19 protein-coding genes are annotated in these 16,120 nt (G+C 64.6%); 11 read left to right on the top strand and 8 right to left on the bottom strand.

The annotated features are described in order from the left end of the window. Positions 1 to 575: acyl-CoA dehydrogenase family protein (locus R3280_RS06260; RefSeq protein WP_318997729.1), on the bottom strand; the 575-nt coding region annotated here is incomplete at its 3' end. A 104-nt stretch (positions 576 to 679) separates the two neighbouring features. Here R3280_RS06260 and R3280_RS06265 point away from each other — a divergent pair. From R3280_RS06265 to R3280_RS06305, 9 genes are all read left to right on the top strand, one after another. Further along, positions 680 to 1,654, top strand: coding sequence for a GlxA family transcriptional regulator (locus tag R3280_RS06265; protein ID WP_318997730.1), 975 nt, complete (start codon positions 680 to 682; stop codon positions 1,652 to 1,654). Positions 1,655 to 1,833: 179 nt separating this feature from the next. Further along, on the top strand, positions 1,834 to 1,998 hold the full coding sequence (locus tag R3280_RS06270) for a hypothetical protein (RefSeq protein ID WP_318997731.1): 165 nt from the start codon (positions 1,834 to 1,836) through the stop codon (positions 1,996 to 1,998). A 184-nt stretch (positions 1,999 to 2,182) separates the two neighbouring features. After that, entirely contained in the window at positions 2,183 to 2,995 is an 813-nt protein-coding gene (locus R3280_RS06275; RefSeq protein WP_318997732.1) for a crotonase/enoyl-CoA hydratase family protein, read from the top strand. Positions 2,996 to 3,324: 329 nt separating this feature from the next. Then, positions 3,325 to 6,114, top strand: coding sequence for a monovalent cation/H+ antiporter subunit A (locus R3280_RS06280; RefSeq protein ID WP_318997733.1), 2,790 nt, complete (start codon positions 3,325 to 3,327; stop codon positions 6,112 to 6,114). 1 nt (position 6,115) lies between these two features. Next, a complete protein-coding gene (locus R3280_RS06285) occupies positions 6,116 to 6,481 on the top strand; it encodes a Na+/H+ antiporter subunit C (RefSeq protein WP_318997734.1) in 366 nt (121 codons plus the stop codon). Continuing rightward, the gene (locus R3280_RS06290) at positions 6,478 to 8,013 is read left to right on the top strand and encodes a monovalent cation/H+ antiporter subunit D (RefSeq protein WP_318997735.1); all 1,536 of its coding nucleotides are present in this window, start codon (positions 6,478 to 6,480) and stop codon (positions 8,011 to 8,013) included. Before R3280_RS06285 ends, R3280_RS06290 begins: the two co-directional genes overlap by 4 nt. Beyond that, on the top strand, positions 8,010 to 8,501 hold the full coding sequence (locus tag R3280_RS06295) for a Na+/H+ antiporter subunit E (RefSeq protein WP_318997736.1): 492 nt from the start codon (positions 8,010 to 8,012) through the stop codon (positions 8,499 to 8,501). Before R3280_RS06290 ends, R3280_RS06295 begins: the two co-directional genes overlap by 4 nt. Beyond that, entirely contained in the window at positions 8,498 to 8,767 is a 270-nt protein-coding gene (locus R3280_RS06300; RefSeq protein ID WP_318997737.1) for a K+/H+ antiporter subunit F, read from the top strand. Before R3280_RS06295 ends, R3280_RS06300 begins: the two co-directional genes overlap by 4 nt. After that, positions 8,764 to 9,096 carry a Na+/H+ antiporter subunit G gene (locus R3280_RS06305; protein ID WP_318997738.1) on the top strand — a complete coding sequence of 111 codons (333 nt, stop codon included), beginning with the start codon at positions 8,764 to 8,766 and terminating at the stop codon, positions 9,094 to 9,096. Before R3280_RS06300 ends, R3280_RS06305 begins: the two co-directional genes overlap by 4 nt. Before the next feature lie 14 nt (positions 9,097 to 9,110). On the opposite strand, the gene R3280_RS06310 is transcribed toward R3280_RS06305, so the two are convergent. After that, on the bottom strand, positions 9,111 to 9,599 hold the full coding sequence (locus R3280_RS06310; RefSeq protein ID WP_318997739.1) for a DUF4112 domain-containing protein: 489 nt from the start codon (positions 9,597 to 9,599) through the stop codon (positions 9,111 to 9,113). A gap of 66 nt (positions 9,600 to 9,665) precedes the next feature. Here R3280_RS06310 and R3280_RS06315 point away from each other — a divergent pair, with 66 nt between their 5' ends. Then, on the top strand, positions 9,666 to 9,947 hold the full coding sequence (locus R3280_RS06315; protein WP_318997740.1) for a pyrimidine/purine nucleoside phosphorylase: 282 nt from the start codon (positions 9,666 to 9,668) through the stop codon (positions 9,945 to 9,947). Between the two features lie 159 nt (positions 9,948 to 10,106). Beyond that, positions 10,107 to 11,750 (top strand): fatty acid--CoA ligase, encoded by a 1,644-nt coding sequence (locus tag R3280_RS06320; protein ID WP_318997741.1) that lies wholly within the window; start codon positions 10,107 to 10,109, stop codon positions 11,748 to 11,750. 58 nt (positions 11,751 to 11,808) lie between these two features. Here R3280_RS06320 and R3280_RS06325 read toward each other — a convergent pair whose 3' ends face one another. The 6 genes from R3280_RS06325 to R3280_RS06350 form a co-directional block, all read right to left on the bottom strand. After that, complete coding sequence (locus R3280_RS06325) at positions 11,809 to 12,480, bottom strand: glutathione S-transferase (RefSeq protein WP_318997742.1); 672 nt, start codon at positions 12,478 to 12,480, stop codon at positions 11,809 to 11,811. Positions 12,481 to 12,571: 91 nt separating this feature from the next. Next, positions 12,572 to 12,928, bottom strand: a complete 357-nt coding sequence (locus R3280_RS06330; RefSeq protein WP_318997743.1) for a translation initiation factor Sui1 — start codon at positions 12,926 to 12,928, stop codon at positions 12,572 to 12,574. A 53-nt stretch (positions 12,929 to 12,981) separates the two neighbouring features. After that, entirely contained in the window at positions 12,982 to 13,335 is a 354-nt protein-coding gene (locus R3280_RS06335) for a DUF2007 domain-containing protein (RefSeq protein WP_318997744.1), read from the bottom strand. A gap of 6 nt (positions 13,336 to 13,341) precedes the next feature. Then, positions 13,342 to 13,866 carry a DUF4136 domain-containing protein gene (locus tag R3280_RS06340; RefSeq protein ID WP_318997745.1) on the bottom strand — a complete coding sequence of 175 codons (525 nt, stop codon included), beginning with the start codon at positions 13,864 to 13,866 and terminating at the stop codon, positions 13,342 to 13,344. Positions 13,867 to 13,982: 116 nt separating this feature from the next. Further along, on the bottom strand, positions 13,983 to 15,314 hold the full coding sequence (locus R3280_RS06345) for a HAMP domain-containing sensor histidine kinase (RefSeq protein WP_318997746.1): 1,332 nt from the start codon (positions 15,312 to 15,314) through the stop codon (positions 13,983 to 13,985). Beyond that, positions 15,311 to 16,000, bottom strand: coding sequence for a response regulator transcription factor (locus R3280_RS06350; RefSeq protein ID WP_318997747.1), 690 nt, complete (start codon positions 15,998 to 16,000; stop codon positions 15,311 to 15,313). Before R3280_RS06350 ends, R3280_RS06345 begins: the two co-directional genes overlap by 4 nt. Positions 16,001 to 16,120: the final 120 nt, after the last annotated feature.

Here is a 16,120-nt window from a genome sequence, read left to right on the forward strand (position 1 = left end):
CCCTTGATGAGGTAGTGGCCCTCATCCGTAGGGGTGGCGGAGGTGCGGATGTCCGCCAGCGACGAGCCGGCATGGGGCTCGGTCAGCGCCATGGTGCCCGTGTAGCGACCCGTCAGCATGGGTTCCAGGTACTTGGCCTGCTGCTGGGGGGAGCCGAACACCCGGATCAGGTTGGCCGCTGCCGTGGTCAGGAAGGGGTAACCGGCGGTACCTGGGTTGACGGCGGTGAAGAAGCCATTGCAGGCGGCCATCACCGATTCCGGCAGCTGCATGCCGCCCAGCTCGTAATCGTAACGACCGGCAATAAAGCCCGCCTCGGCGTAAGCGTCGAACGCCTCCTTGACCTCCGGCAGCATTTCCACCTTGCCGTCGACGAACTTCGGTTCGTCCTTGTCCGCAGCGGCGTTGTGGGTGGCGAACTTCTCACGGGCCATCTTGTCGGCGGTTTCCACCACCGCGTCAAAGGTCTCGCGGCTGTGCTCGATGAAACGCTCACGCTGGCATAGGGTTTCGGTGTCCAGTACTTCGTAGAGCTGAAAATCCAGGTCGCGGCGGTCAATCAAGGCATCGGTCATAGCGGGTCTCCCAGTCAGAGCGCTAAGACTGGCACAAGCCTGGGGTTGAGAAAACCGTCATATCTGACACAATCTTGGTCAATTCCGCCACCGGCTGCCACGCTATGGTTCGTATTTCGATTCTGGGCTTCCCAGGCGCCCTGGCCAGCGCCATTACCGGCATGATCGACCTGTTCCAGCTGGCGGGGGTAACCTGGGCCCGGATCCAGGGCCAACAGCCGCAACAGCGCTTCCAGGTCAGCCTGCTGACCGTGGACGGCGATCCCTGCCGCTGCCTGAACGGCCTGACTCTGCCCGCCCATGGCCGGCTGGACAGCAGCGACCCGGGCGAGCTTGTCCTGGTACCCACCATCGGCGGCCCCATCGCCCCCACTCTGGCAGCCTGTCAGCAGGAAATCCGCTGGCTGGCAGACCAGGCCCGCAGTGGCCGCGCCATTGCCAGCAACTGCACCGGCGCCTTCCTGCTGGCGGAGGCGGGTCTGCTGGACGGTCGTCAGGCGACCACTCACTGGGGCTTCAGCGAGCTGTTGCAGGAGCGCTACCCGGCTGTGATCTGCCGCCCGGAGCAGCTGGTGACAGTAGACGGTGCCGTTGCCTGTGCCGGCGGTGGCATGGCCTGGTTCGACCTGGGCGTGTTCATGGTAGAGCGATACGCCGGCGCCCAGACTGCCCGTGAGCTGGCCAAGGCTTTCGTGGTGGATGCCGGGCGCCGCAGCCAGGCCCCCTACACCGCCCTGCAGACCCGGCGCTATCACCAGGACGAGGTCATCCTGGAGCTGCAGGCCTGGCTCGACGCCCATCACAGCCACCCGGTCAGCTCGGCCGATCTTTGCCGTGTCAGCGGGCTCAGCAGCCGCTCCCTCCTGCGCCGCTTCAAGGCCGCCACCGGCGACACCCCCCGTAACTACCTGCAATTGCTGCGCATCGAGGCGGCCCGTGAACTGCTGGAAACCACCAGCGAATCAGTGGAAACCATCACCCAGCGGGTGGGCTACGACGATGTCAGCTCCTTCACCCGGCTGTTCAAGCGCCTCACCGGCCTGCCTCCCAGTGATTACCGGTCCCGGTTCGGGCGCTGAGGCGCGTTCATCGGTTTGATGGGGCTCTTTCACCGATTTGGCCGATGACCATTTCGCGCAGCGGAAGTCCCTTCCGGATGGCATGTTTTATGCTGGATTTCCGGCCACAGGGCGTTTGTGACGGGAAACCGTAAATTACCCTGACAGCAGACCCGGCGTGACGGCAGGAGACCAGTGCCATGAGAACACCGCGCTTGAGCAGACAGGTGGAGTTGCTGACCCGACTCTATGACATGAAACAGAAGCAGCTGCTGCACGCCAGCCAACAGGGCGACAGCCTGCGCTACCGGGTGCTTGAAGCCGAGGCCCGGGCCATCAGTGATGCCATGAAGCTTCAGCGCTGAGTCCGCCAGTCCCGCGGGTGCCGGCAACGGGGCCACGCCCTGTCCGTAACTGACAAAAATTGTCCGCTGCGCCACAGCCCGGCACTCGCCCGAGGGCGACACCGTCTATGCTCCGGCTTTGCAAGATATCGGCCGGCCGCCATAATGGCGGCCAACGACGGAACAGCAAGCCACGGAGCCCACTATGAGCCAGGTCCTCTCTGACCGCGTCCTGCTGGACATCGAAGATGGCATCGCCACGGTCACCCTCAACCGCCCGGACAAGTACAACGGCCTGGACATGCCCATGTTCGAGGGCATCACTCGCGCCGCCCGGACCCTGAAGAAACAGCGTCATGTGCGGGCGGTGGTGATGCGAGGTAATGGCGAGGCTTTCTGTTCGGGGCTGGATGTCAAAACCGTGTCCAAGAACCCGCTCAACTTCCTGCGCCTGCTGACCAAGCCGGGCCGCCGCATCAGCAACCTGGCACAGGACGTGGGTTACCTGTGGCGTGAGGTGCCGGCGCCAGTGATTGCCGCCACCCACGGCTACTGCTTCGGGGGCGGCTTCCAGATCGCCCTGGGGGCTGACTTCCGGTTCACCACGCCGGACTGCCGGTTCTCCATCATGGAGAGCAAGTGGGGGCTGATTCCGGACATGAGCCTGACCGTCACGCTGCGGGAGCTGATCAGCATCGACCTGGCCAAGGAGCTGACCATGACCGCGCGCCAGTTCAGCGGCGAGGCCGCCCACCACATGGGCCTGGTCAGCCGGGTCTGCGAGGATCCGGTGGCCGAAGCCTACGCTTTCGCCCGCGAGCTGGCGGAGCGCTCGCCGGACGCGATGGCTGCCAGCAAGCTGCTGTTCAACCGCACCTGGACAGCGTCCGACAAGACCGCGCTGGACTGGGAAACCCGCCTCCAGAAAAAGGTCCTTGGTCGCACCAACCAGCGCATCGCGGTGGCCCGCAACACCGGCGATCCTGAGCAGCCGTTCCGGGACCGCCGGGCGCTCTGAATACAACCCGATTGCGGCCGGATCAGGCTCGTTGCGGCCGGCTTCGCTTGACCTCGCCGGTTGGCAACGTATTATCAGGGATCGCGTTTCCTGATGGAGCATTCATGCTGGCACTGTCCCGCACCATCTCTGACACGGGTTTCCGACCCGCTGTACACTCGGTGATCCAACCGGGGCGCCTTCCGTATTTCACTGATCCCCCGGCATGAGCTCCCGTTCCGGCCCGCTGACGCAGTGCAGGGCCGGCGCCTGGGGTCTACACTCAGGCAAGCTCTGGTCTCGAGCATCCGTTACCCGTTTTTCCGCATAACCAAAATAAAGAGGTTACGATGACACTGGCGCTGGTCGTTCTTCTGCCTTTTATCGGCGCACTCGTCGCACCCCTGTTCGCCCAGGCCGGCCGCACTGCCATCGCCATTGTATCGTCGGTGCCGGCCATTCTGGCCCTGGCGGCCCTGTTTCCCCACTGGCCGACCCTGGCCGAGGGCGGGGTGCTGCTGCAAACCCATGAGTGGCTGCCGGCGCTGGGCCTGTCCCTCAGCTTCCGCCTGGACGGCCTGTCGTTGCTTTTTGCGCTGCTGATCCTGCTGATCGGGCTGCTGATCATTCTCTACGCCCGCTACTATCTCAAGCCTTATGAGAACGTCGGTAAGTTCTATTCGCTGCTGCTGATGTTCATGGGCTCCATGCTGGGTATCGTGCTGTCCAGCAACCTGCTGCTGATGCTGGTGTTCTGGGAGCTCACCAGCGTGGTGTCCTTCCTGCTGATCAGCTACTGGGACCACAAGCAGGACGCCCGCCGCGGCGCCCGCATGGCACTGGCGATCACCGGCGGCGGGGGCCTAGCGCTGCTGGCGGGTATACTGCTGCTGGGCCACATCGTCGGCAGTTTCGAGCTGGACGCAGTGCTGGCGGCGGGCGAGCAGATCAAGGCCCACGACCTCTACCCTATCACCCTGACCCTGGTGCTGCTGGGGGCCTTCACCAAGTCCGCCCAGTTCCCGTTCCATTTCTGGCTGCCCCATGCCATGCAGGCGCCCACGCCGGTGTCGGCCTACCTGCATTCCGCCACCATGGTGAAGGCCGGCATCTTCCTGCTGGCCCGGCTCTACCCGGCCCTGGCCGGCACCGAGCAGTGGTTCCTGATGGTCACCTTCACCGGCATGGCCACGCTGCTGGTGGGTGCCTACGTGGCCCTGCTCAAACACGATCTCAAGGGCCTGCTGGCCCACTCCACCGTCAGCCACCTGGGCCTGATCACCCTGCTGCTGGGCATGGGTACGGAACTGGCCGCGGTGGCGGCGCTGTTCCACGTCATCAACCACGCCATCTTCAAGGCCTCACTGTTCATGGCCGCCGGCATCATCGACCATGAGACCGGCAGCCGGGATATGCGCCAGCTGAACGGTCTCTGGCAGTTCATGCCCCATACCGCCACTCTGGCGATGGTGGCGGCCGCTTCCATGGCCGGGGTACCGCTGCTGAACGGCTTCCTGTCCAAGGAGATGTTCTTCGCCGAGGCCCTGAGCCTGAATCTGCCCGGCCTCTGGGCCTGGATTCCCCCCATCGTGGCCACCCTGGGCGGGGTCTTCTCGGTGGCCTATTCGGCGCGCTTCATCCACGACGTCTTCTTCAACGGCAAGCCCAACAACATACCCATCTACCCGCCCCACGAACCGCCGCGCTACATGAAGATTCCGGTGGAAATCCTGGTGGTGGCCTGCATCCTGGTGGGCCTGTTCCCGGCCTTCGCCGTTGGACCGCTGCTGTACGCCGCCGCCGCCGCAACCCTGGCAGGCGAAGTGCCCGACTACGGCCTGGCGGTGTTCCACGGCTTCAACCTGCCGCTGATGATGAGCCTGATTGCCTTCGTCGGTGGTCTGATCATGTACAGCCAGCGCCAGAGGTTCTTCGATTTTCACGCCCGCATCGGGGAGATCGATGAGAAGGCCATCTTCGAGCGCGCGGTATCCTGGCTTTCCGACAGGGCCAACGGCGTCACCGCCCGGCTGGAGAACGGTTCGCTGCAGCGCTATACCATGCTGACCCTGTTGACCGTGCTGGTGATGACCATCGCTCCCATCGCCAGCCTGGGAATTTCCGTGGGCAGCGCCGGCCTCTCGGCGGTGGATGGCGCCACTGTCGTGGGGGCGCTGATCCTCATCGTCTGCGCCCTGGCCACGGCCGCGCTGCACCGGCAACGGCTGTACTCGCTGATCCTGCTGAGCGTGGTGGGGCTGATGGTGGCGCTGGCCTTCGCCCGCTTCTCGGCCCCGGACCTGGCCATGACCCAGTTGTCGGTGGAAGTGGTCACCATCGTGCTGCTGATGCTGGCGCTCTATTACCTGCCATCCTGGACACCGATGGAGGCCAGCAGCTTCAGGCACTGGCGCGACGTTGGGCTGTCGGTGGCCGTGGGTGTGGGCATGACCCTGGTGACCCTGGCAATGCTGACCCGGCCGTTCAGCTCGATCTCCGACTATTTCCTGGCCAACAGCAAACCGGGCGGCGGCGGCACCAACGTGGTCAACGTCATCCTGGTGGACTTCCGGGGCTTCGATACCCTTGGTGAGATCACCGTGCTGGCCATCGCCGCCCTGGGCATCTTCGCCATGCTGCGGGGCGTGGTGCTGAGCCCCCCCGACCTGAGCGGGCCGGATGGTTCCCGGGATCCGCACCCCACCATGCTGGCGCAACTGGCCCGTCCCCTGCTGCCGCTGGCGCTGATGGTGTCGGTCTACATTTTCCTGCGGGGCCATAACCTGCCCGGCGGCGGCTTCATCGCCGGCCTCATCACGGCGGTGGCGCTGATCCTGCAGTATATTGCCAATGGCATGCTCTGGACCCAGGACCGGCTACCGCTGCGCTACCCGGCCATGCTGGGCCTGGGCGTGCTGATCGCCACCCTGACCGGTGTCGGCAGCTTCTTCTACGGCTACCCCTTCCTGACCTCGGACTTCACCTACGTCACCCTACCGGTGGTGGGCAAGTTCGAGTTGGCCACCGCGCTGCTGTTCGACCTGGGGGTGTTCCTGACGGTGGTGGGCGCGACCCTTCTGATCGTGGTCAGCCTGGGCCGGCTGTCGCTCCGAATTCCGACCCGCAAGGAGAAAGCCTGATATGGAACTGATGTTTGCCCTGGTGATCGGTGCCCTCGCGGGATCCGGTGTCTACCTGGTGCTTCGGGCCAGGACCTTCCCGGTCGTGGTGGGGCTGACCATGCTGTCCTACGGCGTCAACCTGTTCCTGTTCTCCAGCGGTCGTCTGGCCACGGGCGCCCAGCCCATCATCGGCAGCACCGAGCAGTACAGCGACCCCCTGCCTCAGGCGCTGGTACTGACCGCCATCGTGATCGGCTTTGCCATGACTGCCTTTGTGGTGATCCTGGCCCTGCGCAGCCGGGCCGATACCGGTGACGACCATGTCGACGGTCCCCAGGACCGACCCGAAGTCAGTACCACAAAAGAGTCGGAGGGCGGCCAATGAACCACTGGCTGACCGCCCCGCTGCTGATTCCGCTGTTCGGCGCCCTGGTGCAGATCTTCATGAGCTATGCGCCGCTCCAGCTCAGACGTACCCTGGCCCTGGCCACCAGCGTGCTGACCCTGGTGGCCACCGTGATGCTGCTGGGGCTCGCCGACGACGGCAACTACCGGGTCTACGCCTTCGGCAACTGGCCGCCGCCTTATGGCATTGTGCTGGTACTGGATCGCCTGGCCGCCCTGATGCTGGTGTTGACCGCTTCTCTGGCCCTGTGCTGTCACATATTCTCGGTGCGTGGCACCGACGAGGCCGGCGACTACTTCCACGCGCTCTTCCTGTTCCAGCTGTTCGGTCTGAATATCGCCTTCCTGACCGGTGACCTGTTCAACCTGTTCGTCGCCTTCGAGGTCCTGCTGATCGCCTCCTATGGTCTGATGATGCATGGTAAGGGCACCCTGAGGACCATACCCAGCCTGCATTACGTGGTGCTCAACCTGGCCGGATCGGCGCTGTTCCTGATCAGCGTCGGCATGATCTACAGCGTCACCGGCACCCTCAATATGGCGGACCTGGCGGTACTGGTGCCGCAGCTCAGCGACGAGGACATCCCCCTGGTCAAGGCCGGCGGCCTGATCCTGCTGGTGGTTTTTGCCCTCAAGGGCGCGGTGCTGCCACTGTGCTTCTGGCTGCCGCGGGCCTATGCCAACGCCACCGCACCGGTGGCGGCGCTGTTCGCGGTGATGACCAAGGTGGGCATCTACGCCATCCTGCGGGTCCATACCCTGGTCTTCGGCGACGATGCCGGTGTGCTGGCCAACCTTGGCATGGACTGGCTCTTCCCCGCTGCCCTGGCCACCATCGCCATGGGCATCATCGGCACTCTGGGTGCCGGCGGGCTCAAGACCCTGGTCGCCTGGCAGGTTGTGGTCTCGGTGGGTACCCTCCTGGCCGCCATCGCCCTGGGCAAGACCGAGAGCACCTCGGCGGCGCTGTTCTACCTGCTCAATACCACCTGGCTGGCCGGTGGCCTGTTCCTGCTGGTGGATCTGGTGGGCCGCCAGCGCGGCACCGCTGCCGACAAGATCATTACCGCGCCCCGCATGCACAGCCGGACCCTGCTCAGCGTGCTGTTCCTGTTGGGTGCTACCGCCGCCGCGGGCCTGCCGCCACTGAGCGGCTTCTTCGCCAAGCTGCTGATCCTCAAGTCTGCCGACCCCGGGCCCCAGATGGCCTGGCTCTGGGGCACCATACTGATTGCCGGCTTCCTGACCCTGGTGGCCTTCAGCCGGGCCGGCAGCATCGTGTTCTGGCGTAACGTGGAGGGCCACGTCAGCAATCCCGGCAAGCTGACCCTGCCGGTATCGGTCTCCACCGGCGCACTGCTGGCCATGACCGTGGTCATTGTGGTGCTGGCCGGACCTATTTCCCGCTACACCGACGCCACCGCGGCGCAGCTGCATGATCCTGATGGCTACATCACCATCCTGGGCACCCAGGCCGTGGGACCGAAGTCCCCGAAGGAGCTGCTGCCATGAATCAGAAATTCGGATTTCCCCGCCCCTATCTCAGCCTGGTGCTGTTCCTGGTCTGGCAACTGCTGGCCGGCGAGGTGTCGGGTGCCAGTGTGGTCATGGGTCTGATCCTGGCCTGGCTGCTGCCGCTGCTGACGCGTGGCCTGTGGCCGGATAACCCGCCTTTCCGCAAGCCCTGGCGTATGTTGGCCTACCTGCTTCGGGTGATTCAGGACATCATCGTTGCCAACTTCTCGGTGGCAGCGCTGGTACTGAACTTCCGTCGCAAGCCGCGGCCGGCGTTCATCAACTACCCGCTGACCCTGACCCACCCCATGGCCATCAGCATCCTGGCGTCCACGATTTCCCTGACCCCCGGCACGGTCAGTGCCGACATCAATGACGCCGAGTCGAAGCTGCTCATCCACGCCCTGGATGTGGACGACGACCAGGCCCTGATCGAGGCCATTCGCGAACGCTACGAGAAGCCCCTGCAGGAGATGTTCCCATGATCGAGATCGCCCTGCCCGTCACCATCGCACTGGTCAGCCTGGCGCTGATACTCAATATGTACCGCCTGATCATAGGACCGGATGCGCCGGACCGGATCCTGGCGCTGGACACGCTGTACATCAACGCCCTGGCTCTGATCGTGCTGCTAGGCATCAGCGTCGCCAGCCGGCTCTACCTGGAGGCCGCGCTGCTGATTGCCGTTATGGGCTTTGTCGGCACCGTGGCCCTGGCCAAATACCTCAAGCGCGGGAGTGTGATCGAATGACGGCTGCCCTGGAAATTCTGGTTTCAGTCCTGCTGGTGATGGGGGGAGGCTTTGCCCTGGTGGGCGCCATCGGCCTGGCGCGGCTGCCGGACTTCTACACCCGCCTGCACGGGCCCACCAAGGCCACCACCCTAGGGGTGGGCAGTATCGTGCTGGCCTCCATCCTGTTCTTCTATCTGAAGGGAGAGGGCCTTGCCATTTCGGAAGTGCTGCTGCTGATCTTCCTGTTCCTCACCGCCCCGGTCAGCGCCAACATGCTGTCCAAGGCCGCCATGCATATTCGCGCCAAAGCTGACGAGGACACCCGCGGCAACCTCTGGGACCAGTGACCGGCGGCGGTTGCTCAGACCGCCGCCACCAGCACCGCGATCAGCGCCAGTACCATGACCCCGAAAACCACCCAGAGGGCACGGGTGAGCCAGGGCGTGTGGGGTTGGGGTGGTCGCAGGGTCTGTTCGATGTGCTCCCGCAGCAGTCGCGCGTTCCGATCATTGGCCCGCCAGACCAGATCAAAGGCATCACCCAGCACCGGCACCAGGCCCACCACGAAATCCACCGCGACGTTGCCCAGCATCTTGCCGATCAGACGCGACCCGGCCCGCAGCTTGACGGCCTCACCCACCAGGTACAGCGACAGCCCGAACCCGGCCAGGTCGCCGATCCCCGGCAACAGGCCGATCAGCGGCTCAAGCCCGAAGCGGATGCGGGTGAAGGGAATCCGGAAGCGGCTGTCCAGCAACCCGGCATAACGGTCCAGCCGGTCCAGGGTGCGCTGGTACTGAATTCTCTGCTCCGGTGTCAGCCCGCGCCCGCGGGGATCTGAATTGCTCATGTACGTCCTTCTCAAAGGCCAAATTTGCCGTATAGTAGGCCACCCAGATTTCAGGAGACACGCTGTATGCTGAAGGTTAACGAGTATTTTGACGGTAAGGCAAAGTCCATTGCCTTCCAGACCTCGTCGCTGCCCGCCACTGTGGGGGTGATCAGCCCGGGAGATTACGAGTTCGGTACGTCCAAGAAAGAGACCATGACCGTGATCAGCGGCGCACTCACGGTGCTGCTGCCGGGCATGACGGACTGGATGACTTACGCCCCCGGTGAAAGCTTCGAGGTGGCCGGCCAGGCCAGCTTCAAAGTGAAAACCGATATTGATACCGCCTATCTCTGCACCTATGAGTGAATCACTCTGCCACTGTGAGTGAATCAGCGGTTCGCAGGGCGCAATAGCGCCCTGGCATAATTTGCCCTGCCGAAGGTTCCGGTTTTTCCGCAACTGTGTCAGATTGATCCTCTATTCTCGCAACAACTCCAACACACGAGAACAAGAGGACCCCGCTCAATGGCCCAGACCAAGCTCTTACCGGCGGCTGAGAACGCCTATCAGTATCCCCTTCTGATCAAGCAGTTGCTGTTGTCCGCGCCCCGTTACGCGCCGGACCAGGAAATCATCTACGCCAATCGCAGCAAATACACCTACACCGACCTGGTGGAACGTATCCATCGTCTCGCCAATGCCCTCACCGATGCCGGCATCGGCCCGGGCGACACCGTGGCGGTGCTGGACTGGGATACGCCCCGGTACCTGGAGTGCTTCTTCGCCATCCCGATGATCGGCGCCGTGCTGCACACCGTCAACGTGCGGCTGTCGCCGGAGCAGATCGTCTATACCATGAACCATGCCGAAGACGACCTGGTGCTGGTGCACGACGACTTCGTGCCCCTGCTGGAGCAGGTGGCCGGCGAGCTGACCACCGTCAAGGGCTACATCCAGCTGACCGACGCGGACCAGGCCAAGACCACCAAACTGACCAGTCATGGCGAGTACGAGGCATTGCTGGCGAAGGCGAACACCCAATTCGAGTTCCCGGATTTCGACGAGAACAGCATAGCCACCACCTTCTACACCACCGGCACCACCGGTAACCCCAAGGGGGTGTTCTTCAGCCATCGCCAGCTGGTGCTGCACACCCTGGCCATGGCGTCCAACTTCTCGGCCTACGACGAGGCGCCGCTGATGCGCTCGTCCAGCGTCTACATGCCCATCACCCCCATGTTCCATGTCCACGCCTGGGGCGTGCCCTACGCCGCCACCATGCTGGGTCTTAAGCAGGTCTACCCGGGCCGCTACGAGCCGGAACTGCTGGTGAACCTGCTCACCACCCACAAGGTCACCTTCTCCCACTGCGTGCCCACCATCATGCAAATGCTGCTGGCCACCGATGCCATCAAGAAGGCCGACCTGAGCCAGTGGCACGTGCTGATTGGCGGCAGTGCCCTCACCGAGGGCCTGTGCAAGGCCGGCGCCAAACTGGGCATTCGCATGTACACCGGCTACGGCATGTCCGAGACCGGTCCGCTGCTGACCGCCACCCACCTGCGTAACGAGGACCTGGAGCTGCCCCTGGAGCAGCAGGTGGGCAAGCGGGTCAAGACCGGCGTGCCGGTGCCGCTGGTGGACATCCGCATCCTGGACGCCGACGGCCAACCCCTGCCCCACGACGGCAAGGCCAAGGGCGAAGTGGTGGCGCGGGCGCCCTGGCTGACCCAGAGCTACCTCAAGGAGCCGGACAAGGGTCAGGAACTCTGGGCCGGCGGCTGGCTGCACACCGGTGACGTGGCCAGCATCGAGCCCGACCACAACCTGATGATCAAGGACCGCATCAAGGATGTGATCAAGACCGGCGGCGAGTGGCTGTCGTCACTGGATCTGGAGAACCTGATCAGTCAGCACCCGGCGGTGGCCGGTGCCGCGGTGGTGGGCGTACCGGATGAAAAGTGGGGCGAGCGGCCGCACGCGCTGGTGGTGCTGGCACCGGGCCAGCAGGCGGACACCGCGACCCTGCAGCGGCATCTGCAGCAGTACGTGGACAGCGGCGAGATCAACAAGTGGGCCATCCCCGCGAAGATCGATTTCGTCGAGGACATCCCCAAGACCAGTGTCGGCAAGATCAACAAGAAGCTGATTCGCGACCAGCTGAAATAAGGCAGACCACGGCCGGACCCTTCACCCGGCCCGGCCGTGGTCTTACCGCCTCAGACCATCAGGCGAAATCGTACTCACCACCTTTCTCAAGTGCCCGCTGGTAGGCAGGACGGGCGTGCATACGCTCGACCCAGGCCACGATGTTGGGCCGACTCTTCTTCTCAACAATGCCGCGAGCCACCGAGGCTTCCAGCGGGAAGCTCATCTGGAAGTCAGCCGCGCTTAACTCGTCGCCCAGGAACCAGGTCCGGTCCGCAAGATGGGATTCGACGAAATCCATATGGGTTTTGATCTGGGGGCCGATGAACATCTGGTTGGTCTTGCTGGCAATGCCCTTGGCCACCGGCTTGATGAAGAAGGGCATGGGGCTGGTCTTGATCTTCTCGAACACCAGGCGCATGACCAGCGGCGGCATCAGCGAGCCCTCGGCGTAGTGCAGCCAGTAGCTGCAGTCCAGCCAGGCCTGACTGCCCGGCTTCGGCAGCATCTTGTCGTTGCCGTAGGTGTGGGCCAGGTACTCCACGATGGCACCGGATTCGGCAATGGTGAGTTCACCGTCGGTGATCACCGGCGACTTGCCCAGCGGATGCACCTTCCTGAGGCTGGCGGGGGCCAGCATGGTTTCCGGATCCCGCTCGTAGCGCTTGATCTCGTAGTCGACGCCCAGCTCCTCCAGCATCCAGAGGACCCGCTGGGAGCGGGAATTGTTGAGGTGGTGGACAGTGATCATGGACTACTCCGAGTGGTGAAAAGTGGCGACAGCGTAACAGAGTCCGTAACGAATCACCGTTTGGTTCACCGCAGATCAGGCCCCTCTCAGTCTAGCCGCCGGCGCGTTTGACTTGCCAGCCCCTGGCTTCCAGCAGGGGCACCAGCAGGTCGCGCTGGTCGCCCTGGATCTCGATCACACCGTCCTTGACGGTACCGCCGGTACCGCACTTGGCCTTGAGCACCTTGGCCAGGGCCTTGAGTTCGTTATCGTCCAGCGGCACTCCGGTCACCAGGGTCACGCCCTTGCCCTTCCGGCCTTTGGTTTCGCGGCTGACCCGCACAATGCCGTCACCGGACGGGCGAGCGGCGCTGCCACAGCGGCAGTCTGACCTGGGATGGCCGCAATCCGGGCACATACGGCCCTGGTCGGTGGAATAGACAAGTCCGCCGCGGGACGGGTTTTTCATGGGGGTCCTCCAGGGGCCGTCAAAGGGGTGGACGGCGACACTATACCAGCCGGTCAGGAGCCGATGAACAAGGCCAGTAGCGTGGCGAAGAAGCCCCGCTTGCGGTTGCTTGTGGCCAGCGGGGCCAGCCGCATGGGGCTTGAGCCGGAAGTCTGGGCCGGCGCCCTGTGGCTGTCGGGCTCGTCCACCAGATCCGAGCGGTCCTCCGCCAGGATACGCTCGGCACGGGCCAGATCGTCAGGCTGTACCCGCAGGCGGACGCCACCCAGGGCATCGGAAAGCATCCATTGCATGGCTATGGTGTGCTCATCGGCGATCACCGCGGTGATGCCCTCCGATTCCAGGCGCGCCCTGTCCAGATGTGCCTCGTAAGGCAGTGAATACTGGCGCAGCGTCACCCAGTTCATGGCGGATCAGGCGCCGGGCGGGTACTTGGCGAACATGTCCGCCACCGACTCATCGATCAGCTCGCGGCGGGTCTCGGGAGACTGATCCTCATTGAGGTAGCGTTTGCTGACGGAGCGCCACACCACCCGATCGGTTTCGTTGTCCACCAGCTCCACGTAAAGCTTGCCCTCCTCGATCTCACGCACCGGCGGCGCCGTGGTGAAGCCAAAACCGAAGGGCCCCCGGCCAAAGCCCAGGCCGTAGGAAAGCCCGGTGGTGTCCAGCCGTTCCACGGTCTCGATGCCGTAATAGACCAGCAGGTCTGCCTCCTCTGCCGGCACCTGCTCCAGGGCCTTGCGATTCATGGCCTGGGTGATGGCCTCCTCGATACGGGCGCCATCCAGAGAGAGCTTGGGCTCGCCCTCGCGCTCGGCGAACGACCAGGTGTTGTAGTTGCCGAACACCACCGAGGGGTTGTAGTCGGTTGCCACGTTGCTGGCGCAACCTGCCAAGGCGGCCAGCATCAGTATCGTCAACCAGTTGCGAATCATAATCGCCTCCAAACAGGGTCCTGTTATTTCAGTATACGCATAGCAGACGCCGGCGGAGCCCGTGCGGTTCGCTACCTTTCCTGACCGTAATGCAGCCCGGGCGTCACAGCAACCCATCAGCCCTGGGTGAAGATCGGCCACACCAGGGACACCACCAGGCCACCACGGGCGCCCGGACTGGCATAGATCTCGCCATCGTGGGCCCGCAGGATGTCCCGGGCGATGGCCAGGCCCAGGCCCCAGCCCTGGCCGGAGCGGGACTCATCGCCCCGGTAGAAAGGCTCGAACAGTTTATCCAGGGTATGCTCGGGCACCCCCGGGCCGCTGTCGGCGATGTCGCAGCGTACTTGGCCATCCTGGCGGGTCAGGCTGATGGCCACGGTACGGCCCGGCGGGGTGTGGTCCAGGGCGTTCTGCAGCACATTGTCCAGGGCCCGCTGCATCAGGCCGCTGTCGCCCAGTACCGTCAACGACTGGCAGTCCCGGGGCGCGGTGAGCTGGCAGTCCACCCGGCGGTGTTCGGCGTAATCGGCGGCATCCCGCAGCACCTGATTCAGCACCGACACCAGCCGCACCGGCTCCCGGGCAATATCGGCGCCCTGTTCGGACAACCGGTAGAGGGTAAGGATCTGGGAGGTCATGACTTCCATGCGCTCGTTCTGGCGCAGGATGCTGGCCATCAGGTCCTCGTCGGCCTGGCCATTGCTGACCAGCTCGATGGCAATGCGCTGGCGGGTCAGTGGCGTGCGCAGGTCGTGGGAAATGTCCCGCAGCAGGTGCTTCTGGCGCTCCAGCAGCCCCCAGAGCCGCTCGGTCATGGCGTTGAAGGCCCGCGCCAGGGCCCCGATCTCGTCATGGCGGTTGGCGATCCTGTCTGCCACCCGCTGCGAGGTGTCGCCACCGGCAATGGTTCGGGCAGTCGCCTCCATGTGGCCCAGGGGCTTGGACAGCCTGCGGGCAATGGCCCAGCAGGCCAGGGTCACGATGACAAAGCCCAGCCCCCACTCCAGCCAGCGGAACAGGTGAGGATCCAGCCAGCCCTCACCGCTGGCCCTGGGCCAGGCCACCAGACGGAAGCCCTCGTCCAGTTCGATGATGGCGGGCCGCTGGCGATACCAGCCCGCCCCCATGCGGTCCTGCAGCTCCTTGGGCAGGGCCTCGCCCTCGCCGCTTTCCAGCCGTTCATCCGAGATCAGCAGCAGGTGCAGATCCAGGGCCTGCCCCTGGTCCTTGAGGTAGCGCCAGGTGGCGCCCCGGCCCTGGTCCTGCCGGATGTTCACCGCCTCGGCGCCGATGTCCCGCAGGCCCACCTGGCGCTCGATGCTGAGGCGCTCCCGGTCCACCAGTTCCCGGGTCGCCAGGTTGCTCACCACCACGGTCACCGACATGGCCAGCCAGATCATCAGGAAGATCCGCCAGAACAGCGGGAACCACAGTCGGCGCCTCACGAAACCACGCTCCGGTAGCTGTAGCCCAGGCCACGGACGGTCTCGATGCGGGGCGGATCATCACCCCCCAGCTTGCGGCGCAGGTTGCTGATATGCATGTCCAGGGTACGGTCGTGGCTCGCCAGCCGGCGGCCTAGGGCCCACTGCATCAGGTCGGTCTTGCGCACCACGCTGCCGGCGTGGGCCAGCAGCACCTGCAGCACTTCGTACTCGGTGGCGGTCAGTTCCACCGGCTCGCCGTTCTGGTAGATCCGGCGTTGGCCCGGCTCCACCCGGAGGTCGCCATAGACGCGGGCGTCGTCGACGCCGGTCTGCTGGTCCCAGGCGATGCGCCGCAGAATGGCCTGCAGGCGGGCCACCAACTCGCGGGGATTGCAGGGCTTGGGAATGTAGTCGTCGGCGCCCACCTCGTAGCCCACGATGCGGTCGGTCTCATCGCCCCGGGCGGTGAGCAGCACCACCGGCAGATGGGTCCGGGCCCGCAGCTGGCACAGCACCTCCAGGCCATTGAGGTCCGGCAGCATGATGTCCAGCACCACGATGTCGCAGTGGTTCTCTGCCGCCAGCAGCAGGCCGTCGCGGCCGCCGGCGGCCTCCCGCACGGTAAAGCCCTGGCTGGTGAGGTAGCGGGCCAGCAGCTGTCGCAGCTCGTCGTCGTCTTCGATCAGCAGCACTCGATTCTGCATGGTGCACTCTCTTGCCTGGTTGAGCGCAGTCTAGCATGCCGGCGGGGCGCCATCAGGCCGCTGGCGGTGGGGTTTACACAACCTTTACAGGAGGGGGGAAATAGCGGCCGCGCCGGTATC

The organism is Marinobacter sp. (genome assembly GCF_033722195.1).
GTDB lineage: Bacteria > Pseudomonadota > Gammaproteobacteria > Pseudomonadales > Oleiphilaceae > Marinobacter.

Coding starts and splice junctions, on each gene's coding strand:
- R3280_RS06265 (WP_318997730.1), top strand. CDS start 680: ATGGTTCGTATTTCGATTCTGGGCTTCCCAGGCGCCCTGGCCAGCGCC.
- R3280_RS06270 (WP_318997731.1), top strand. CDS start 1,834: ATGAGAACACCGCGCTTGAGCAGACAGGTGGAGTTGCTGACCCGACTC.
- R3280_RS06275 (WP_318997732.1), top strand. CDS start 2,183: ATGAGCCAGGTCCTCTCTGACCGCGTCCTGCTGGACATCGAAGATGGC.
- R3280_RS06280 (WP_318997733.1), top strand. CDS start 3,325: ATGACACTGGCGCTGGTCGTTCTTCTGCCTTTTATCGGCGCACTCGTC.
- R3280_RS06285 (WP_318997734.1), top strand. CDS start 6,116: ATGGAACTGATGTTTGCCCTGGTGATCGGTGCCCTCGCGGGATCCGGT.
- R3280_RS06290 (WP_318997735.1), top strand. CDS start 6,478: ATGAACCACTGGCTGACCGCCCCGCTGCTGATTCCGCTGTTCGGCGCC.
- R3280_RS06295 (WP_318997736.1), top strand. CDS start 8,010: ATGAATCAGAAATTCGGATTTCCCCGCCCCTATCTCAGCCTGGTGCTG.
- R3280_RS06300 (WP_318997737.1), top strand. CDS start 8,498: ATGATCGAGATCGCCCTGCCCGTCACCATCGCACTGGTCAGCCTGGCG.
- R3280_RS06305 (WP_318997738.1), top strand. CDS start 8,764: ATGACGGCTGCCCTGGAAATTCTGGTTTCAGTCCTGCTGGTGATGGGG.
- R3280_RS06310 (WP_318997739.1), bottom strand. CDS start 9,599: ATGAGCAATTCAGATCCCCGCGGGCGCGGGCTGACACCGGAGCAGAGA.
- R3280_RS06315 (WP_318997740.1), top strand. CDS start 9,666: ATGCTGAAGGTTAACGAGTATTTTGACGGTAAGGCAAAGTCCATTGCC.
- R3280_RS06320 (WP_318997741.1), top strand. CDS start 10,107: ATGGCCCAGACCAAGCTCTTACCGGCGGCTGAGAACGCCTATCAGTAT.
- R3280_RS06325 (WP_318997742.1), bottom strand. CDS start 12,480: ATGATCACTGTCCACCACCTCAACAATTCCCGCTCCCAGCGGGTCCTC.
- R3280_RS06330 (WP_318997743.1), bottom strand. CDS start 12,928: ATGAAAAACCCGTCCCGCGGCGGACTTGTCTATTCCACCGACCAGGGC.
- R3280_RS06335 (WP_318997744.1), bottom strand. CDS start 13,335: ATGAACTGGGTGACGCTGCGCCAGTATTCACTGCCTTACGAGGCACAT.
- R3280_RS06340 (WP_318997745.1), bottom strand. CDS start 13,866: ATGATTCGCAACTGGTTGACGATACTGATGCTGGCCGCCTTGGCAGGT.
- R3280_RS06350 (WP_318997747.1), bottom strand. CDS start 16,000: ATGCAGAATCGAGTGCTGCTGATCGAAGACGACGACGAGCTGCGACAG.